This is a genomic window from Hyunsoonleella aestuarii (assembly GCF_006148925.1).
Classification (GTDB): domain Bacteria; phylum Bacteroidota; class Bacteroidia; order Flavobacteriales; family Flavobacteriaceae; genus Algibacter_D; species Algibacter_D aestuarii.
This window is the reverse complement of the sequence record NZ_VAWB01000001.1, coordinates 1,123,202-1,144,466: the sequence shown is the minus strand read 5'-3', so window position 1 is coordinate 1,144,466 and position 21,265 is coordinate 1,123,202. Positions and strand designations below refer to the sequence as shown.

Sequence of the window (21,265 nt, the reverse complement as noted above, 5' to 3'; positions counted from 1 at the left end):
TTTAGTAGTTTCTCAAAGATAACTTACATACATTAATAAATTGTTATTTCGTACCACTACAACAGGTATACAAAAAGGAAAAAAATCAAGGATAAACCATTCCATTGAAAGAGTGAGTGTTTTCAACGTGTTTCAACACATTAGAGTTTAAAGATGAGTCTATGGTTATGGTTAAAAACAGATTATGTTGTGGTAATGTTGTGGTGATTTAAAATCGAAAAACCGTAAAACCATTTTCTTGAGAGAGAATGAGTTAAAATAAAATTAGCTTAAAAAGCTTAATTCATGGCTTAATAGTTAATTCAACCCAAATGCAGAAATCGATTCATTATTATTAGCAACAAGAATTATGTTCTTGTTTCCTGAACTTAAAAACTTAATATCTCTACTATCGAAAGGAAGATAAAATCCGCTTTGTAAAGCATCTAAATATTTAAAATTATTATTGCCGTCTCCTAATAAGACAGATCCAATACCAGCATCATAACGTGTGGTTTCAACCTCGACACCAAAATGATTTCCTACGGTAATGATATCCTTATCGCCATCGCCATTAACATCCAAAACTAAGGTAGACTTTATTGGAGAAATCTGTAATTCGTTGGGTAATGCTTGCTTTTTTAAACTACCATTATCGTTAATCAATAAAATACTTTCAAAACTTTTTATTTCACGTACAACAGCATCCTGAACTTTGTCTTCTGGCAGAATCTCCACCAATTTAGAAGATGCAAATGTGTGGTAGTCTTTAAATTTTTCAGCAACATAAGGCATTTGTTGACTTGTGCATTCCCGACCTCTTACTGGCACATAATCGTCCTTATAAAACTTCGCTAAAACGACATCATTTGTACCATTTTCATCAAAATCGTTGACATATAATTTAAAAGGATGTTCTTCTGAAGCTTTAAATTTATTATTTAAACCTAAGTTACCTATAATGTAATCGTCGTCCCCATCATTATCTAAATCGTTGGCGGTAATAGTCCACCAGATGCCTGTCGAATCTTGAAGTCCAAATTTTTCCGTATTGTTTTTAAAAATCCCATCTTCATTGATTAAGACTTCAATACTCATCCATTCGCCGACTATCATAAGATCTTCATCTTCATCATTATCAATATCTGTAAAAACGGCATCTGTTACCATCCCTATATTTTCTAGACTTGGAGCAATGTTAGAGGGCGCTTTGGTAAACCTACCTGCGTTATTAATAAGTAAATAACTGGTAGGAGGGAAGCCATACTTTTCAGATATTAAACGTGTGCCAACAAAGACATCTAAATCGCCATCCTTATCAATATCAGCTGTCTTGACGCATTGAGAGCTTTCAAAAATATTTGGCAAGGCATTGGCGCTTTTTGTAAATGATCCCCTGCCATCGTTGAGATAGAGGCGGTCTTTTAACAACACGTTTCCTCTTTTATATTCGCTTCCTCCACTAGCCACATATAGGTCTAAATCGCTATCGCTATCTGCATCAAAAAATAATGCTTGTAAATCTTCTGAATCTTTATCTGATTGCCATGGTTGCGATTTTGCTTTAACAAAATTACCGTCCTGGTTTTGTAGATATAAAATTCCACTTTGCCCAACGGCTCCGCCTACGAACATGTCTTGCAAACCATCATTATTAACATCTTCAACAGCCATAAATGGCCCGTTTTGAGATATGTTATGTGGTAACAGTATTTCATCTTGATATTCATCAAAAGGATTTTCTTTGTGTGTAAAATTTATACCTAAATCTTCTGGTTTTGCATGCGATAGGAGCGTAGTAGGAGTAATTTCATTTTTCTTAGCCTGAACCGCCTTGGAGTGCTTTGCTTCTAACTCAATATTAGCACTCACATTTTCAAAAATATTTGATTTGCCATCAGGCCAAATGACTTCAACTTTATCAACTGTTGTTTCCTTGCCCAACCCAAAAAACAACCCTGGTTCTACAGAAGATAAATAGCCTCGGCTAACGGTATGGTTTGCAATTTGTTTCTTTCCGTTATAATGAATTACAGCCTTTGCCCCGTATCCAAACCTATTATTTTGGGATCCTTTTAAATCAATTTTCAAAAAGTTTCCAGTGGCATTATTTTCATAAACAAAAGCAGCAGACTCCATGTTGTTTATTACAATATCTAAATCACCATCATTATCTAAATCGCCATAGGCCATTCCACTTGAAAAACTAGGCATATCGAAACCCCAATCTTTTGTTACTTTCTCAAATTTTAAATCACCGGTGTTCTTAAAGGCATAATTTGCAAGTGGTACAGAAGGTGCTTTTTTAGCCATGGTAAAAAAGTCTTGAGAGCCCTCTGCAAGCTTTGCGTTTACCCCTGTTAAAAAATCATTATTCCTAACATCCTTCTTAACACCATTTGAAATTATAATATCTCTATTTTCATCATTATTCAAATCTACCAGAAGCCCTGCCCAACTCCAATCTGTCTTTGCGATACCAGCAATATTAGAAATGTCTGAAAAGCTTTCTCCACCTCTATTAATTTGTAAAGTATTAGTCATGTATTGGTGGTGACCTCCCGAGGAAACGATTTGATTAAACTTTTCTGAGCTCATAGAACCCATATTAGTTTTAGATCTGTAATGGTCTGCAGCAGCCATATCTAAAGTAATGAAGTCTGTAAAACCATCATTATTAATGTCTCCGGTATCTGTTCCCATACTAAACTGCGAAATGTGTTTTACCTTTTCATGAATCACATTTCTAAATGTTCCGTCCCCATTATTGTAATATAAGAAATCTGGACCATCATAATCGTTTGCTATGTATAGGTCTTCCCACCCATCATTATTAAAATCGTCTGCACTAACACTTAATCCATAAGACAACTCTCGTGAAATGCCTGAGACCTCTGAAACATCAATATACCTGCCATTTTCATTTTTGTATAGCTTATCGGAATAATACTTTTCGCGCTCTTTAGGAATGTTAATATAACGACTAAAGAGTCTGGCATCTGGTAGCTGATTTACCTGGTACATGTCTAAATCGCCGTCATTATCCATATCGAAAAATACAGCCTGAGAAGAGAAACCCGCATCGGCTAATCCGTATGCCATGGCAGATTCTGTAAAGGTAAGATCTTGATTATTGATGTATAATTGATTTTTTCGCTCCTCGGGCACCATAGACTCACCGTTTCTTGAAACATATATATCTAAATAACCATCTGAATTTACGTCTGCCATAGTAACGCCCCAAGACCACCCTGAGTTTCTTGCTGCTCTTGACTTTTTTGTGATGTCCTCAAACTGAAAATTTCCTTTATTTAGATATAATCTGTCTGACACCTGATTTCCGCAGAAGAAAATATCTGATAGCCCATCATTATTGATGTCGCCAATGGCTACACCCGCGCCACTATATATTTGATTATAATAGATATGATTTACTTTTTCAGATTCCACAATGGCATTATTGAAGTCGATTCCAGTATACTTCGAATCATGTAAAGTGAATCCTTCAACAAGAGTTTCTGGGTATAAATCGCGTATTGGTCCTTCACAAGACGTTAAAACAAGAACTAATATTAAACTTATTTTGTATTGAATGCTATTCATCTTCATTTTTAAGGTTTAAATAAAAGCCAGGGAGTTTATAATAATAAAAATATCAAAAAAATCCGAAATAAAACCACAAAAGGTTTTGAGGTAGAAGTTCTCTTAAAGAAATAATTTGCTACCTTTTAATTTAAGTCGATTGGTATAAAACTTTGGATTCTCATCCTTGTCCCAAAGTCCCCAATATGCTCCTACATCGCCTTCTGATCCCACTTTCCAGGATTCATCAAAAGATGAAAAGTAAAAAACGTCTACATTTTCTTCCTGCGACCACAACTGCGTATTGATAAAATATTTCATGGCGTTTTCTTTTGAAGGAAATGCGCCATTTAATCCTTCGCCCTCACTAGGCCATCCTGTTTCTGAAATAATAACCTTTTTACCTTTTCCAGCTTTAACAGCTTGGTGGTACATATCCTTCATGTAGATAAGGGAATATTCAATGCTACAGCCTTCCCAATACGGATAGCAGTTTGCTAAAATAACATCACACGCTTCAGTGATTTTAGGTCTATGCGCAAACTCATAGTACGCGTCTACATAGCCCACTGGCACGTTGGTAATGTCTTTTTTAACATCGTATATGAAATCTAACAACTCATCTTCGGTTAAATCCCCTCTGTACATAACTTCATTTCCAACAGCAGCAACATCTACCAGGCCTTCGTTTGCTAATCTCTTTAATCCTTCTATTTCCTTTGCATTAATCTTCGCATTATCTCCTAACCATGCGCCCACCATGGTTTTCATACCCATTTCCTTGGCGATTTTGGGTATTAGTTCGTTACCATCTGTACATGAAAAGGAGCGCACCCATTCCGTATATGGTTTAATGAGCTTCAAGCGTCTTTTTATCTGTTTTTCGGTAAGCTGGTCACCTGGTTCTTGACCTTCTTCATAAGGACTAAAACCAATTCCATGCATGCCTTTTTTTAAAACTCTTTTAAAAACATTTTGTAACCCTTTTGGCGTCTTATTGTCTAAATCATACCCTGACAAAGACAATATTTTATGTGACCTATAAGACGACATCTTCTCTAACTCTTAAAATTTTATAATTCACTTTTTCTTTTATCTAATGCGGCTCTTATTTCGTTAGCTCGTTCTTCAGTAACATCATAATCCCACATAATATACATGGCAATTAGCGTTCCTACCATTGGGAAGAAACAGAAGAAAGCATGTAACCCATCCACTGCCGATTGCTGATCTGTAGTGGCCAGTTCAGGATTAAATCCTACAAAAGCAATAATAACTCCGCTTAATCCTCCAGCAATTGCAAATCCAACCTTAACCATCCACCAATAAATGGCTCCAAATATACCTTCTCTTCGTAAACCTGTATTGAGTTCATCAATATCAATAACATCTGCAGTCATGGACATCATAATGGTGAATAAGCTCCCTATTCCAAATGAAAAAAATGGTAATGCAATAATATACATCCACGGTTTACCTGGAATAAATAAAAACCAAAGCATTATATACCCAATAACCGATATCGCTTGGGACAATAAAAATGCCTTTTTCTTACCCATTATCCGTGACATCCATGTTACCGTAGGTATTACTATAAATGTAGTACCCAACGCACCCAAACAGCCAAATAGCGACACCCAAATACCACTAGCTGCAGCATCTCCATTAAACAGTTTATATACAATAACAAAAAAAGTTAACGCAGCAACGGTGTTGAATGCATTAAAGATTAAAAATGTTGCTGCACATAATTTTCTGAATTCTTTAATTTTTAAGGCCTCAGCAAAACTGTCAACAAAAATCTTTTTTAAACTACTCCCAATGTTTGTCAATTTTAAAGGTTGGTAGTCTTCATTTAAAGTGGATTTACTCTTTATAAATATGGCCGGAACTATGGCACATATAGCGCAAGGTATAGCCACCCATACTGCTAACTGCCTCGCAGCTACCTCCGCTGACGGAAACCAATCTGGATCATACATAATAATCCAGAACAAAGGAGCAATAACCCATGCCCATTGGCCTATCCATTGAGCCACAGCCATAATGCTCGTACGCTCATGAAAATCGTCACTCATCTCATAACCCATGGCTACATAAGGCACACTAAAAATGGTAAGCCCTAAATAAAAGATTATTGACCACAAAAAGAAATACCAGAAATTAAACTGTAAGGTATTCTCCTTAAAAAGTTGCCACATGAATATGTAGGCAATTCCCATGATAATTCCACCAATGAAAACATATTGTTTCCTACGCCCCCATTTCGACTTGGTATTATCTGAAATATAACCCATTATTGGGTCTGTTATGGCATCAAATATTCTAGGGAAAAAATAAATAAGGGACCACATCCATCCTGGAAAACCCAAATCCTGAACCAATACAACCATAAATATACCAAGAATTGCAGGAAACGATTGGTTAGCAAGCATACCAATACCAAAAGCCACTTTTTGACCTAATGCTACCTTCGCTCTTGATTCTACTTTGGTTATAGCCATAATTTATCCCTCCTAATAATAAAACTTGTCTTTAAAATTTTAAATTTTCATGCTTATCCCAAAGCCCCCAATATGCACCAACATCACCTTCGTCACCTGTTTTCCAAGATTCATCAAACGATGAAAAGTAAAAAATTGGTATTTTGTTCTCGTTCGTCCATCTAATGGTGTCTATAAAATACTTCATCGCAGCTTCATCGCTTGCAATAGCACCATCTAAACCTCCTCCTTGACTTGGCCATCCTGTTTCGGTAATGATTATTGGCTTTCCTTGAGCCGCATCAACCACAGAGCCATACATAGCTTGCATGTGCCCTAAAGCATATTCGATAGGGCAGCCTTCCCAATAGGGGTATAGGTTTGCTAATACGACATCCGTACTTTCAACCAAAATAGGATGTCTCGAAAACTCATAATAGGCATCTACGTAGCCAACAGGAATGTCTAATCCTACTAAGGCTTCTTTAACACGGTTAATATATCCAACTAACTCTTCTAGTGTTAAATCGTTTCGATATAACACTTCGTTACCAACGGCAGCAACATCCACGTTACCAGCTTTTGCAAGCTCAATCAGTCCTTGAATTTCTCTTTCATTATCTTCCTTGTCATTACTAAGCCATGCTCCAACTAAAGTTTTAAGCCCATGTTTTTTAGCTGCTATTGGTACATATTCATTCCCCTCGATACAAGAAAACGATCTAATGGCGCCAGCATATGGTTTTAATATTTTTACACGCTCCTCCACTTGTTCCATGCTTATATTGTCACCTGGTGATTGACCATCTTTATACATACTAAAACAAATACCATGAAAGCCATCGTTAATGGTTTTGCGCCATAAAGCCTTTAATTCTTCAATTGAATAGTCGGAAAGGTTTATCCCTTTAGTTGCTATTTGACTATAATTAGACTTGTAATATGATTCTTCTCTGTAAGACATTTTATTTTAATTTATTTACTTAATACTTTATTAATTATTGAAGTAGCGGAAATCTAAGATTACTAAAATACTCCTCTACAGTTTTTTCTTGTATATACTTTAATTCTATCTACTTCCTTTGCTCCCAGGGGTAATTCCTCTAATTCCAGCCCAGGATAGCTATCGGCCTGTTTCCATTGTTCAATGGTTCCACTAAAGAAATTTGAAGCTGATGCATCAGCTTCATATACGATTAAATCGTAAGCTTCTCCTAAGTCACCACCAAAACGCGTTACAACCTGCCATTCTCCGTCTCTTTTGTAGGAGGTATTTGTATGGTCAGATTGTGGGTAATACTTGTCGTCTGTAGGGCGAATTAATACCCATATATCATTTTCATTTGACTCTGGATATACCCCCATGGTTAAAATTCTGCAATCTACGGAATCCTTATCTATAGGCGAAATAACCTTAGTGATATTCACCGGGCCTTCAACTTTTAGTTTATTTCCTATTGAAATTTGTTCAATTTGTCTGTTGTATTTAACAAGATCTGATGAATAACTCGTATAAATCAACATTAAAACACCTAGAATTCCTGCAGGAATTCCAAATTTGGTGCTAATAATACTTCTCTTTAAACCGCTTAAGATTGCAATTAATATTAATACAACCCCTATTATGATTATGATTTTTGTTGACATCTTATTGTGTTTTTAATTCTATGTTCGACTTAACAATTCAAGATTGTTATAACACGCCTCGTCTTTCTTCTAATTGTGCTTTAATATCTTTAGCTCTTTCTTCAGAAAGGCTATACTTCCACATAATCCAAATTGCTAAACCTGCAGTAACTACAGGTATAACGATATCTGCTATTCTTAATTTTGTTAACGTATCAACCGTTTGGGTAGCAGCGTTACCGTCAAATCCTATTAGTTTTAATACTAGGCCACCTAAAACTAGTGCTAGTCCTTGACCAAGTTTTACAACCCACCAATATAAAGCTCCAAAAGTACCCTCTTTTCGCGGCATGCCGTTTACAAGTTCATCCAAATCACAAACGTCGGCAGTCATACTCATCATTAAAGTAAATAAACTCCCTAAACCAAAAGACATTAAAGGTATAGGAATAAATGAAAACCAAATATTTTCTGGTGTAAAAGCCCACCATTTCATAGCATATCCAACTATTGAAAGTGCTGTTGAAATAAGAAAAGCATTCTTTTTTCCCCATTTTGTAGCCATTTTTGATACAATAGGAATTACTAAAAATGCCGAAACTAAAGCCCCAATAGAACTAAACCATGCTGGCCATGTTGATGTAGCCTCGTAACTTCCATTAAAAATATAAAAAACGAATATAAAAAAGCTAAATGATGCCACAATCTGATACCCGTTAAACACCAAGAAAGTTGCGCCACACAACTTCATAAATGGTTTGTTCCTTACAGCCTCTTTTATGCTTATAAATAAGTCCTTTAAATTACTAAATATTGAAGTAAAAGTTAGTTTTTTCCTGTTGCCCATATTAGCCGAATCCATACCTCGGCAAAAAATTGCAGGCAAAAGCCCTAGAAGAAAACAAGCTATTCCCACATAAATTGCCATGGTCCTAACACCTTCTGCTTGATTACTAAAAAAATCTGGATCGGCAATAATTACCCAAAACCAAGGTACAATTACCCAGGCTAAAAGACCAACCGTTTGTGAAAATGCCATTAAACGCGTTCGTTCGTTATAGTCTGAAGTCATTTCGTAACCCAAACCTACTAAAGGTGTGGCAAACATAGTATTCCCAATAAGAAATACCATAGACATGATTAGAAAGTACCAAAAATTGTAATCTGAAGAATTATTCTCATCGAGTTGCCAGAGCAAAACAAATGTTATTGCACTCAATATGCCTCCCACGAAAATATAAGGTCTTCGTCTTCCCCATTTTGAACTTGTATTATCTGAGACAAAACCCATAATTGGATCTGTTACCGCGTCGAAAAACCGTGGTAACCCTCCTAAAAGTCCTGCTAGAAAAGGATCCATTCCAAAAGCTGTTAACAAAAAGAACATAAAGAACCCTAAGGCTCCAGGATATAAGTTCAAGACCAAATGCCCCGCTCCAAATGCGGCTTTTTGCCCCAAGGGCACTCTATCTGATCCAGCTGTTTTTACATTTGCCATATTTTCTTAGTTTAGTTAGTTAATAAATTATTTGGTAGGAATTACAATAGTTTGAATTGCTTGCGCATCTATTGCAAAATCTACATGTTTATCCTTTAATAATAGGCTAATATGTTTTGGGGTATTATGTTCATTAAAAAGCACTATTGCTATTGACCCGTCGGGGTTTATAGCGGCTGTTGCCATTAATTTTTTATCTGAGTTCTCAAGACCAATAACCTCAGCTTCAGGTCTAATATACTTGCTAAAATGCGCCATAGTATAATATAGTGGTGTGAAGTAAACTTCATCAGTAACTGGATTAACAATTACGGGTGCAATACACCAGTTTTTAAACCAATTTGGCCCTCCTTTGGTGTCCAAAACCATATTCCAATCTACCCATCCATCAACCCAATTGTTCAAGCATCCAATGATATCTCTGGCATAACGATTTACAGGTGCATACTTAGGATGCATGTGCCTGTCCTTTTCTGGAGCCCATTCAAAACCCCAATCTGTAGCTTCTTTTTTCCAATACCACGCATCATCCTGCCAAACAGGAATTTCAGCATCCACACAGGCTTCAGATTGAATTAAAAGTTTTTCTGGCGCCTTGTTGTGAGCATATTGTAACTCTTCTGGAAATACCTCAAAAGTGCTGGCATACCAATGAATGGCCGTGCCATCAAAATATTTAGATGTTTCTTCATTTTTAAATTGAGAATCTACCCACTCTTTTAAGTGTTCTCTATTTTGATCGTATCCTAAAATTTTTAAATCGCCCTTCCCATCTGCCTCTAGTTTGGGACCCAAATGATTCATTACAAAATTGGTCATTTCATCCGGAGAATAGTGCATACTCTCCCAGTTGTTACCATTGCCTAATGGTTCATTTTCAACTGTAAAACCCCAAATATCAATACCTTCGGCTTTGTAGGCATCTACATATTTTGAGAAAAATAGCGCCCAGGTGTCATAATATTCAGGCAGCAACTTACCGCCAACCCAATTATTATTATCCTTCATCCAGGGTGCTGCAGTCCATGGCGAGCCAAAAATTTTAAAGCCGTCTGTCGATGCTGCCATAGCTTCTTTAATAAAAGGAATTAAATCGTCTTTATCTTCTTCAATGGTAAAATGTTCTAAATCTTTATCACCTTCAATAGGTGTGTAAGAGTAATTACTTACTGAAAAGTCGCAAGAATTCATATGTGTTCTTGTTAAAGAGTAGTGCGCTCCATCTTTACTGAAATAAGCGTCAATTATCTTTTTACGGTTCTCTTTGCTTAGTTTGTTTAACAAATACGCTGAGGATTCAGTAAAGGCCCCTCCAAACCCAGTAATGGTTTGAAGTTTTTCGTCAGGGTTTAACTTTAAAACTACTTTTTCTTCAGCATTTTGAAACTCTGTTATTTTAGATAATTTATTACCAGCCTCAGAAGTTTCAAAAACCTCGATGGCAAGTGTCTTATCTTCTGTATTACAACTTATCATAAGTATTGCTACTGTAAAAACTATTATGGATCTTAAACCTTTCATTATAATAATGCTTTTTAGTGTTGATTTGCTCGCCATTCATCTTCTGTTGGAGGCACTTCAACATCTTTCATCATAGCTTCTTTGTCTCCATTATAAGTTTTGGTAATCGGGTTGCCATTTCGAGTTAATCCTTCAAATGTACCTTTATCTACTTCTTCCCAAAGTGCATATTTTGCTTTACCATCTACTTTTAATAACCCAAAATGCTTTTCTGAATTTCCAGAATTCTCTCCGCCTTTCCATGGTTCGTCAAAGCCTTCAAAATAGAAACACGACATGTCGGCTCCATTGGTCCAATCTCTCATGTACTGGTAATATAGGGCTTCTTTATACTCGTCACACGCTTTAGATCCTTTTGTTCCATAATGACCAGAAGAAAAACTCGCCCACCCTGTTTCTCCAATGTGAATGGGTTTGTTAATTCCAAGGCTTTCCATATATTTCTTTACATTTTCATACTGATTAATAGCATAGTTTTTGGCTATTAACATTGAAGCATCTATCTTTTCTATATCTGTCTTTCCTTCAAAACCCTCTTGTTCTAACCAAAATTCCGGCTGATAGTGTGTATCGTGCATAGGGTAGGTATGCACCGAAAGAAAATCAACTGCGTTAATAAGTTTATTTAAATCTTCGACATGGTATTCTTCACCTCCGCCTCCCCAAGAGGCAAAATTGTCGGAACTTGTTATCCATAAATCTTTAGGCAATTTTGCTTCTTTCTTTAAGTCTTGAAGATGATTGACCCATTTTAAAATAATCCAAGGTTCAACATAATAAGATGCTGCCCATTTAACCATAGCTTCATTTCCAACCGCAATAACTTTTACAATATCTGGATATTTATTTGCTAACGCCACAGCACGTCCTATTTCGGCAGGATTTTCCTCATTCTCTATGTTATGATCTGGTTCTCCATCACCTGAATTAAATGAATTTTTACAATCTACCCATGCCCCTAACATAACGTACATTTCAAAACTTGGATCTTCTTTTTTCATGTCGCTAATTACTTTTACCAAATTAGCAGCTTGAGGTTTTAGAAGTTTATAAGTACGTATTAACTTTATGCCCATAGCCGACAAAATTTTCATGTCTTCCTTAAGCTCATCTAACGTGGGTTCAATACTATGATCGGCATACCTATAACCTCCATAGGACATTGCCAAATATTCTGGGTTTCCTAAAATATCTTTTGCAGTTAGCTGTTTCGTTTCTTCAACTCCTTTCACTTCATTCTTTTTAGAATTATTGCAAGACCATATAAAACACAACAAACAAATTATTATGTATTTTTTCATAATTAGTAATTTAATATTCTTTCTTTTTGTGGTGGCACATGAACCCCATCAATTAAGTCTTCCTCATCACCTTTATACGTTTTGGTAATAGGGTATCCGTCTCTAGTCAGGCCCTTAAAAACTCCATTTTCCACTAAATCCCAAATGGCATATTTTGCCTCTCCTTTAAGGTTTATTAGTCCAAAATGGTTTTCGGACCCTAATGGATTAGCTTCATCTTTCCATTGCTCGTCAAATGCTTCAAAATAGAAACAAGAAATATGTTCCTTATTTGTCCATTCGCGCATTAACTGAAAATATCGTCCCGATTTATATTCGTCTGCTGCCTTCGAGCCATCTGCTCCATAATGTTCATTAGATAATGTTGCCCATCCAGTTTCTCCAATATGCACTGGCTTATTAATGCCTAAACTTCTCATATAATTGGCCACACCGTCGAATTGTTCTTGTGAAAAAACTAAAGCGCGCTGCATCGCAGATTCAATCTTCTCAAGATCTGATAATTGATATTCGGCCTCAGGAACCTGCCAAAACGCAGGATTGTAGTGAGAATTATGCATTGGGTATGTATGCATAGAGATATAATCAACTGCTCTTATTAGTTCATTTAAATCTTCTGTATGATAACTTGGATCGCCACCTCCCCAAGAAGAAAAATCGTCTGAGCTTGTAATCCACAAATCTTGCGGTAGTTCACCATGTTTCTTTAAATCTTGTAAATATTTTACCCATTTTAGAATAACATTAGGACGCACAAAATAACTAGTTGCCCAAGTAACCATGGCTTCATTTCCAACAGCAATAATCTTCACAATATCAGGATATTGCTTGGCGAGGGCTACGGCTCGATCTATTTCTTCTGCATTTTGCTCACTTTCAACCTCATGGTTTGGGACTAAATCCGTCCATGCATTTTTACAATCAATCCATGCGCCTAACATAACGTACATTTCGAAATCAGAAGATTCTGATTTCAATTCAGAAATGGCCTTTAAAAGGTTAGAAGCTTGTTTTAATTGTACATTATAGGTTCTTAGAATTTTAACACCCATGGCTGCTAAAATTTTCATATCCTCTTTAAGCTGTGGAATTGTAGGCTGAACATCTCTGGTCTTTGCCCTGTAACCTCCATAAGAAATTGCTAAATAATCTGGATTACCTAAAATATCGGCTGCTGTCATTTAATCTACTTGTTTACTGAAACAATAATTTGATTTACTTCTCCTTTTCTTTCAAAGATTGAACTAGATGTTTCTATATCTAGACTCAAACTATCAATGTGCATCTTGTTTCCATTATTAGAAATAATTTCTACACTGGTTTCTGAAGCTTTTTTATAAATAATAGGTACTTGACAATAAGTGAATCCTAACTTGCCTGCTTCTAAATGAATTTCTTGAGCTTTACCCTCAACGTTTGTTAATTTAAAAGTTGATGCTTCATTTAAAAACTCTTTAGACTGCAATAAACCAGGCTTAAACACAAGCTTTCCATATTCTACAAAAATGCCCAATTCACCAAATCGACTCAAAATATCTTCCTTAACCTGACCGGTCATTCCTGGTTGTTGAGCTCCTTTAGTTGCTGGTGTATGTGAATACGGGTCTGTAGGGAACGCCCCATAAAGTTCTGGTGATTTGTGTACGCCAATACCCGCATTTATTTCGTAATAATGCTCTAACAACTTACCTATGGTTACATCGTTTTCTCCAGTATTGATTGCTAACAAGCAGTTTTCCTGAACAGCAAGTAGTAATTTTGAAACCATATGCCAGTAAATAGACCCTAGACCTTCATAACCGAAAAATGTTCCTGAACGGCCAGTAAATGATTTATGGTCGAAAATATCTTCAAATATTTGAAGTACTAATTTTTCTTCTGAAGCAATTAGGTTGTCGTAATTAGAATCTAAATTATCTAAAGCCTCTTTTAAGCTGTTCGCATTGTTAAAATTACCATTAAAATGGTAATCTCCTTTAATGTCTTGTTCTACAACATGTCGGTTACCATCTGCTACAAGTTGTTTAAGAAGTTTAGAGTTTTCTACCTTTTCTTTTGGAATGTTATTCTTTTTTGTGAAAGTTGGCAGATCCTTGTCTGGATACAAAATATAACTATACTGATCATCTCTAAAGAGGGCGCTGTTTTTAAGCCCGTCTAGCAAACTTAAAGCCTGAGTAGGAGAGAGGTAGCCCGCACTTAATGCAGCTACTTGCCCTTCCAACATTTCACTTAAGTAGGAAATGGATACTTCTGTATCACTTTCAACAGTCATTAAGTTATAGGCATGATACATATTATCATCACGCTTATTTGCATCAATACTTTGCTCTAAATACGCCTTCGTTACCTCAATAAACTGAGCAACATCCTTAAGAGCTATTGAGGATTTATTATTTTTAAATCCTTCATTATAAATAGTGGTTCGATAATCGCTGCCCGCCTTACCTAAACCATCTAATACTGTTTTTCGATCTTTATCTGAAATAGCTCCAGACAATATATGCGCATTATTATTCAACGTATTTACGATGCTATCAAAAAATGTCTTTAGTTCTTCTGAAATCTCTACATTATCAAGATTAGACTTCGCAACTACTTTCTCAAAGAAATCTAAGAATCTATATAAATAGTAAAGCGTTACCATAGACACCCCATTACCTACAAGGGCGTTATTAGCGTCGTTCCATTCTGGACGTTGCGTGTTTAACCAAATGCCTCCTTCTGGAATAAAGTTAGATACTTTAGAAAGCACCGTAGCCAAAAGCTTTTCCACAAGATTAACGCGAATAATAGCATTGTCTTTATCCATTAATAAGGCCCCATCTACACCAATCTCCGCTCTTCTTGAATTTATTTTATGATCTAATTCATGATCGAAATCAATGGTGTCCTTTGGGTTCTTTAAAGTATCTTCATAACTTTTTATTACATAAGGTACATTGGCGTAAACAAAAAGGTCTTCATTAAATCGTTTTTCTAAAGCACCAGGATAATGGTCCTCAATAAATTCTAAGAACTTTAACAAATATATAATCTGATGATCTCCCCAATACCCGATGTAAGACCATGGGTCGTTTTCTTCAATAACTTCCCAATCGAAACCGCCTTTAGTTACACGATATGGATTGTAGCCTTCAAAAGTAGTGGCGTTTAAAAATTTATGAATCATTCCTTCGATAAACTCAGGGTAGGAGTGTGCTAAAGCTTCCCAGTTTTGGAAAATATCGCGCCAGTTTCCTTCATAATCTAAAATTTTTGACCCATCTACTTCACTTCTAGTATTAATGGAAAACTTATTCCACGGACGACTTGGGTCACCATGTCTCCTGCTAAACTTTAAAGGCAAATACTCTAAACATAAACGTTTAAAATCATTATTATCATCATTTTGCGCAAGCTCCTGGATATCTTCAAGGGTTAACGTATCTGGGAGCCCATTTAAAATATTGGTTTTTTCACCGAAAACATTTTTGTTAGCTTGTTGTATATATTTAACAAAATCGCCTTTCTCAATAGTATAAGCATCATCAAAAATACCGCCTCTCATTATATTGAAAAGTGTGTTTGAAAAATGACGCATGTTAATTAAAGGGTCGTCTGTTAATTGTAAACCGTCTGAAGCCGCAACTAATTCTACAAGGGTTTTTGTGCCTAACTCAATATTCTCTTCTATTAATTGTTGAATGTTATTTTCAGATTTTATAAGTTCAGAGATTTCAACCACATCTGAAATGGATTGATTTACATTCATTATGAACATCCAGTCTTCTTTTGAACCAGCAGAAATTTCTATATTGGTTGAAACAAAGTATGCCCCTTTTTCCGCTTTAACATCAACTTCTTGCATTACGGTTTCACCTCTTCTAAAGTTATCCAACTGCAATGAAGACAATAAATAAGTTGCATTGGCAATGCCTGTAGACCAAACGATATTAGCCTTTAAAGATTCACTTGGCTCCGCTTTATCAACAATAACGGCGCTTAACGCATAAATTCCCAAACCAACCTCTTCTTTTAGTTCGCTTCGCTTATACGCGTCAACTAAATTGCTTCTACCATTCTGTAAATCAGAAGTAACATTACTAGGAAGTATGTTTTGAACACCGTCCACAACCCGAACCTTAACCACATCATCCGATTCGTTAATTAAAGTAGACTTCTTAACAAACCCAAATTTATCGCTAGAATTCCATTCGTAACGATATATTAGATCTAGGTCTAAATTCTTTTCTTCAAAAACGATTTTGTTTCCATAGATATTTTTATAAAGATTTGATTCCGTTTTATAGATGCCCATTTGGCGCATAGAAAACGGCTCCCAAAGCTTAGTATTTCCATCTTTTATAACTTGAAAAATGGCTTTACACCCGGTAGTTTCGGCCATTTCGTTAATCTTATCGTCCGTGTAATATGGAAATAATGACGATTCTGCATTTATTCTTCCTGCGGTTAAACCGCCATTACTTGATATAAACATCCAGTGATTAGAATCGCTAACAATGCTCATAAAAAATGGACGCATTTTATCGCTATTCGAAATCTTATAGAATAGTTCTCCATTAAGATTTACTAATTCTCCTTTTACCTCTTTCATCTGGTTAGAAACTTTTGGTTTGTCTAGAAAAACTGTGTTGAGAATTTTAAATTCTTACAGTTATGATTCTTGTTATATAAAAAAGGCTAGCTAGTAAAATTTAGCTAGCCTCTATTTGGTTTTATAATTTATTTTGCAACTACAGAAACGTTATCAATATTTATAGTTCCTCCACAAGTTGCTGCTCCTCCGCAAACTAACTCGAATAATAGAGAAACGCCTCCGTCTACATTACCAGCAGTCGTAAACTCATATGTTCGAGTCGCCCAACCTGCCGTAACACTTGCGTCTCCAGCTATTAATACGTGCTGAACTGCAGGGATATTAGATCCATCAGCTGGTTCTGAAAACGTATATGCTTGGAAAACCGCGCCATCTATTAATGCCGAACTTGCTTGAATATCAAAAGTTACTACATAAGTGGTATTTGGTTGTATTGTGCCTATTCCAAATCTTTCCTGTTTTAACCCTGGGTTTGCACCTTGAGCTGTAGTTATTTGACCGGAATTAGTACCTCCTCCGTTGCTTAGGCTAGTAGAAATGGTTGTGGTTCCACCGTTGTCAAAAAGACCCCAACAATCAGCATTAGCTTCAAAATCTCCATCTGATATAAAATCTCCAGATGGTGGTGCTGGGCAAGTGCCGCCACCGCCGCCACCGCCGCCGCCGCCGCCGCCGCCGCCGGAACCACGGTTAAGCGTCAAGTCGTCGAAGTAATATGTGTTTGTACTTGCCGTGGATAAATCGAAGAATATCACCAGTCTATCATAAATACCGCTATCTGCTGCTCCAAATGGAATGGTTAACTCTTCCCATTCATTTGTTTTGGTTGTGCTTGCTGTAGACTCCCTATCTCCAGAATTAATATCCATATCCGTTTTATCCTCCAGTTTCAGGGTAACTTTGTAACCTGATACTGGCGAGAACACCTTTATGGTAAAGTTATCACCATCGGCAAATGTGAACTTTTCGTCGAAATCGATTTGTAAATTATCCCAAGGCTGTACGTTAGATTTTGTTACTTTTCCAACCTTACAAGAGGTGTTTACCGCCCCACTAAAATCTGGATTATCAACATACTCATATGTCACGTTATCCTGGAAGAATTTATTTGATTCAGCCCCTTGAGTGGCAGTAGTGCCTGGATCAGTCATAAACGTTAAATTAAAATCTGACGGACTAATTGACTGCATGGTTTCAGCAGAGCAGCCACCTCCGCCGCCACCTCCGCCACCGCCGAGGTTCAATTTAATATCATCTATGTAATATTCATTGGTATTTGCTACGCCTTGTAAATCGAAGAATATTACCATCTTATCATATAAGCCACTAGCCCCAGCACCGAAGGGAATTGTTAACTCTTCCCACTCGTTAGTTTTTGTGGTTTGAGTTGTAGATAATACATCACCAGAATTAATATCCATATCTGTTTTATCTTCTAGTTTCAAGGTAACGTTATAGCCAGCAACCGGCGAGTATACTTTCATTGTAATACTTGAGCCGTCTGTAAACGTAAATTTATCAGCGAAATTTATTTGTAGGTTATCCCATGGTTGCACTCCAGATTTAGTAACTTTACCCACTTTACATGATTTATTTACATCATTGTCAATATCTGGGTTGTTTACATATTCGTAGGTTACATTGTCCTCGAATATACTAACGCCACCACCAGCAACTTCAGGGTCTGTTAAAAATGTAATATTTAGGTCTGCTGTATCATAAGATTCTGCGGTTTCTGCCTCGCATGAAACAGCCGTAACAATAACAGTCCTTTGCACTTCGTCTGCTGCATTACCTTGAGAATCGGAAACATTATATGTTATTACATAAGTACCCTCTGTACTAGTGTCTACCGTATCGCCTCCAACAACTATATTTGCCGTTAAATCGCCATCAACCCCATCAAGAGCCGTTGCACCCGGGTCTGTAAACGTATCACCTAGTGTTACATTTATTGTTGAGTCTCCTAATAAAGCAATTAGCGGCGCATCTTTGTCTAAGATCATGATTGTTGACTCAAACGTGTCTGAAGCTCCAGCAACATTAATTGCAGTTAATTTTACCGTATAAGACCCAATATCATAGGCAAATACAGGATCAATTAAACTTGAAGTTGTATTGTTTTGATCACCAAAACTCCAAGTGTATTTATTAGCATTCTCTGATGTGTTAATAAATGTTGCCACGCCTGCATCACTTAGCGTATAAGTAAAGCCCGCAGTAACTGTTGGTAAAACCGCATCATCGTCTTCGCAACCTATAAAAGCTATCGCTAAAATTAGTATTGAAATTTGTTTAAATTTTCTAAATAATTGTTTCATTGTTCTTTTTTTTAGTTGTTACTGTTTGTATACTCGTACGTAATCTACAAGCATGGTTTGTGGAAAAACGGTTTCTTCGTTAGGACTTCCTGGAAGCGCCCCTCCAACCGCTACATTTAAAATTATATAAAAAGGCCCTCTATTAAACACCCATTCTCCTGGGACGTCTTCTGGGGTAAGTTGGTTATATAATACATCGTCAACATACCAATTGATATAATCTGGCCCCCATTCTACTCCAAAAATGTGAAAACCGTTATCAAAACGATCATTGTCTAATTTGTATGATTTACTTATAGATTCACCCCCAGAGTATCCAGGGCCATGCACGGTGCCAAAAACAGTACTAGGCTCATCTCCAACATACTCCATAATGTCTATCTCACCAATTTGCGGCCAAATCTCAGTGCCATTGGAATCATCGCCTAAAAGCCAAAAAGCTGGCCATAAACCTTTACCGTTCGGTAATCTAATTCGTGCTTCAAAACGACCATAAGTTTGTTCGAACTTACCTTTGGTTAGGAGTCTTGCTGACGTATAGTTAGAATTTCCAAAAGATTCTTGTTTAGCCGTTATAATTAACAAGCCATTTTGCACCGTTACATTGTCTGAACGGTCTGTATAGTATTGCAATTCGCCGTTTCCCCAGCCAGCTGGTAAACCATTTGCTGTGCCATCTCCAATATCGTAATTCCAAATTGCAGAGTTAGGTGCGCCATCTGTATCAAACTCGTCTGCCATTACAAGTTCTTTAAAAGTAGCCACTGTTTGTGTTTCTTCTGTGTCACAACTAGAGATAACTAAAACCGCTATCAATAGAAAAGACATGAACAGTAAGGTTTTTGTGTTTCTTGTATGTTTCATTGTTTTATTCATATTTTGAATTTTAATTATCTAACTTATTCTTTATAGAAGTAAATATTATCTAAAATAAAATCTGGTCCTCCAGCTAAAATAATAGCTCCCAAATTGTTCTTTTGAGACGCGAGGTCTCCATCTAAAGGAATATCTACAGATGTCCAAGCTCCAACCGTTAAACCGGCAGCGGTAAATCTTTTATCCTTATCATCTCCATCTGGGAAACCAGTGAAGATATTAGTTTCTATTTCGCCATTCGCTCCAATATCTCTAATTTGTATATTAACATTGGTTCCTGGTTCATTAGTATAAAGATCTAAATGTAAGTGCGTTAAAGTTGACGCATCCACGGTATTATCAAAAATAATTCCTGTGAAATTATTATTGGTATAAATTCGAACCAACTCTCCTGGAGCACCAACCTCTGTGGTTTCTGTTGTTGAACCACCAAACCCTGGATTGAAGTTACTTCCAGTATCTGCTGTGTAGGCATCACTAAAGATAGATTTAACATCGGTGGCAGGTCTCATTGGCACAGGGGCAAGTGGTAATGTGCCGCTAGAACTTACAGCTAAAGAACCTAATGCCTGAACGCCTGCTAACTCAGCTGTTATTTCAGTGGTTCCTTCTCCAATAACACTAGCAATACCAAATTGATTTACAATAGCAACATCGGTGTTTGAAGAAACAAAATTGAAATAAGCAGGAGCCCCAATAACTTCTAAGTTTTCACCATCAACATCGTATTTTATTGCTAAACCTTGGGCCACAATATTTATTTCGCTTCCTGTGAATGTTTGTATGGCTATATCCTGACCATTGAAAGCAATTGGTCTTGGTTGAGAAACAGTGCCTAGTTTTTCAAATTTTAACTCATCGATCCAGAATGTCCATGCGATTTCATTTCCATTCGGGCCATCTGCAAGAGGGTCGAAACCACCGGCAGCAAATAAGAACATTCCTGTTTCTTGAATTAACTTTGAAGGATCTGGTATTGGAATTATATACTTCTTCCATCCAGATGTCATTTGAACAGAGGTTATGACATCGTAAGAGGGCTCGCCTTCCAGCGTGTCAAAATCGGTTCCAAATCCAACTGTTATGGTTCCAGATGTAGTTCCTTGTGCCCAAAATGTCAGTGCATCGTATCCTGTAAGGTTTCTTCCTGCTCCACGATCTTCAAAAACGCCTCCTATAAAGTTCCCTTCCGGATCATTAGAGGCGGGTACATCAATTCTTATAGCCGAAGTTCCTTTGTAGACTGTGTTATTATCCACGCCAAAACCGCTAGTGTTCGCTCCCGCTGCGGGATCAAAAGATCTAAAAAATTGATCGGTAAGTCCAACAGGAGCATCAATAAAGATTTCTGCTGTTGTTGGAAATGTCGCAAAGGATGTTTCATCTGAAAGCTCTCTTTCACAACTAAGAACAAGAGCCATTGTACACACTAAAATGAATGTGTACTTAAAATATGTGAATTTTATATTTTTCATTTT

13 protein-coding genes are annotated in these 21,265 nt (G+C 36.6%); all 13 read right to left on the bottom strand.

Annotation, left to right across the window (positions count from 1 at the left end; translation table 11 throughout):
- Positions 1-297 precede the first annotated feature (297 nt).
- On the bottom strand, positions 298-3,588 hold the full coding sequence (locus FEF17_RS05120; protein ID WP_139001274.1) for a VCBS repeat-containing protein: 3,291 nt from the start codon (positions 3,586-3,588) through the stop codon (positions 298-300).
- A 96-nt stretch (positions 3,589-3,684) separates the two neighbouring features.
- On the bottom strand, positions 3,685-4,614 hold the full coding sequence (locus FEF17_RS05115; RefSeq protein ID WP_139001273.1) for a glycoside hydrolase family 17 protein: 930 nt from the start codon (positions 4,612-4,614) through the stop codon (positions 3,685-3,687).
- Between the two features lie 20 nt (positions 4,615-4,634).
- Entirely contained in the window at positions 4,635-6,065 is a 1,431-nt protein-coding gene (locus tag FEF17_RS05110) for an MFS transporter (protein ID WP_139001272.1), read from the bottom strand.
- A gap of 31 nt (positions 6,066-6,096) precedes the next feature.
- Positions 6,097-7,008 (bottom strand): glycoside hydrolase family 17 protein, encoded by a 912-nt coding sequence (locus FEF17_RS05105; protein WP_139001271.1) that lies wholly within the window; start codon positions 7,006-7,008, stop codon positions 6,097-6,099.
- A 62-nt stretch (positions 7,009-7,070) separates the two neighbouring features.
- Positions 7,071-7,691: a hypothetical protein gene (locus FEF17_RS05100; protein WP_139001270.1), complete on the bottom strand. Its 621-nt coding sequence runs from the start codon at positions 7,689-7,691 to the stop codon at positions 7,071-7,073.
- 46 nt (positions 7,692-7,737) lie between these two features.
- Positions 7,738-9,168, bottom strand: a complete 1,431-nt coding sequence (locus FEF17_RS05095) for an MFS transporter (RefSeq protein ID WP_139001269.1) — start codon at positions 9,166-9,168, stop codon at positions 7,738-7,740.
- A 27-nt stretch (positions 9,169-9,195) separates the two neighbouring features.
- A complete protein-coding gene (locus FEF17_RS05090) occupies positions 9,196-10,644 on the bottom strand; it encodes a glycoside hydrolase family 30 protein (protein WP_425552644.1) in 1,449 nt (482 codons plus the stop codon).
- A gap of 59 nt (positions 10,645-10,703) precedes the next feature.
- Positions 10,704-11,990: a glycosyl hydrolase family 17 protein gene (locus FEF17_RS05085; RefSeq protein WP_139001268.1), complete on the bottom strand. Its 1,287-nt coding sequence runs from the start codon at positions 11,988-11,990 to the stop codon at positions 10,704-10,706.
- A 2-nt stretch (positions 11,991-11,992) separates the two neighbouring features.
- Positions 11,993-13,171 carry a glycoside hydrolase family 17 protein gene (locus FEF17_RS05080; RefSeq protein WP_139001267.1) on the bottom strand — a complete coding sequence of 393 codons (1,179 nt, stop codon included), beginning with the start codon at positions 13,169-13,171 and terminating at the stop codon, positions 11,993-11,995.
- A 5-nt stretch (positions 13,172-13,176) separates the two neighbouring features.
- A complete protein-coding gene (locus FEF17_RS05075; RefSeq protein WP_139001266.1) occupies positions 13,177-16,587 on the bottom strand; it encodes a hypothetical protein in 3,411 nt (1,136 codons plus the stop codon).
- A gap of 128 nt (positions 16,588-16,715) precedes the next feature.
- Entirely contained in the window at positions 16,716-18,911 is a 2,196-nt protein-coding gene (locus FEF17_RS14470; RefSeq protein ID WP_211342468.1) for an immunoglobulin-like domain-containing protein, read from the bottom strand.
- A gap of 18 nt (positions 18,912-18,929) precedes the next feature.
- Positions 18,930-19,775 carry a glycoside hydrolase family 16 protein gene (locus FEF17_RS05065; protein ID WP_246046785.1) on the bottom strand — a complete coding sequence of 282 codons (846 nt, stop codon included), beginning with the start codon at positions 19,773-19,775 and terminating at the stop codon, positions 18,930-18,932.
- A 35-nt stretch (positions 19,776-19,810) separates the two neighbouring features.
- Positions 19,811-21,262 (bottom strand): glycosyl hydrolase family 16, encoded by a 1,452-nt coding sequence (locus FEF17_RS05060; protein ID WP_139001264.1) that lies wholly within the window; start codon positions 21,260-21,262, stop codon positions 19,811-19,813.
- Between the last annotated feature and the right edge of the window lie 3 nt (positions 21,263-21,265).